This window comes from Nitratireductor rhodophyticola (assembly GCF_019891355.1).
Classification (GTDB): Bacteria; Pseudomonadota; Alphaproteobacteria; order Rhizobiales; family Rhizobiaceae; genus Nitratireductor; species Nitratireductor rhodophyticola.
The window spans coordinates 1-489 of sequence record NZ_JAHSSF010000016.1 but is presented as its reverse complement, the minus strand read 5'-3'; the positions used below and the strand labels follow the sequence as shown (position 1 = coordinate 489).

Annotated in this window: 1 protein-coding gene; it reads left to right on the top strand. The window is 62.2% G+C overall.

Annotated features, from left to right (window positions below; genetic code table 11):
- A partial coding sequence (locus KUG85_RS21045) for an IS6 family transposase (protein ID WP_223006763.1) occupies positions 1 to 489 on the top strand: 489 nt, incomplete at both ends.

The following is a 489-nucleotide window of genomic DNA, read 5'->3' as shown; positions in this document are numbered from 1 at the left end:
CGAGACGATCCGCCGCTGGGGCCGGAAGTTCGGGCCGGACTATACTGGGCGCCTGCGCCGCAAGCAGCCGGATCGCAATGATATCTGGTACCTCGACGAGGTCGCCATCACGATCGCCGGTAAGAAACATTGGCTGTGGCGTGCCGTCGACCAGGATGGCTATGTGCTCGATGAGATCGTCCAGACCCGGCGCAACACCAAGGCCGCCAAGCGCTTGCTGACGCGGTTGCTGAAGAAGCAGGGGCTCGCACCGAAGCGCATGATCACCGACAAGCTCCGCTCCTACGGAACAGCCAAGCGGCAGGTGATGCCGCAGATCGAGCACCGCTCGCACAAGGGCTTGAACAACCGTGCGGAGAATTCGCACGTGCCGCTGCGAAAACGAGAACGCTCAATGCAGGGGTTCCGATCGCCGGGGAGCCTACAGCATTTCATCTCGATCTTCTCCGCCTTTCGCAACCTTTTCGTCCCGCCCCGCTCACAACGCTC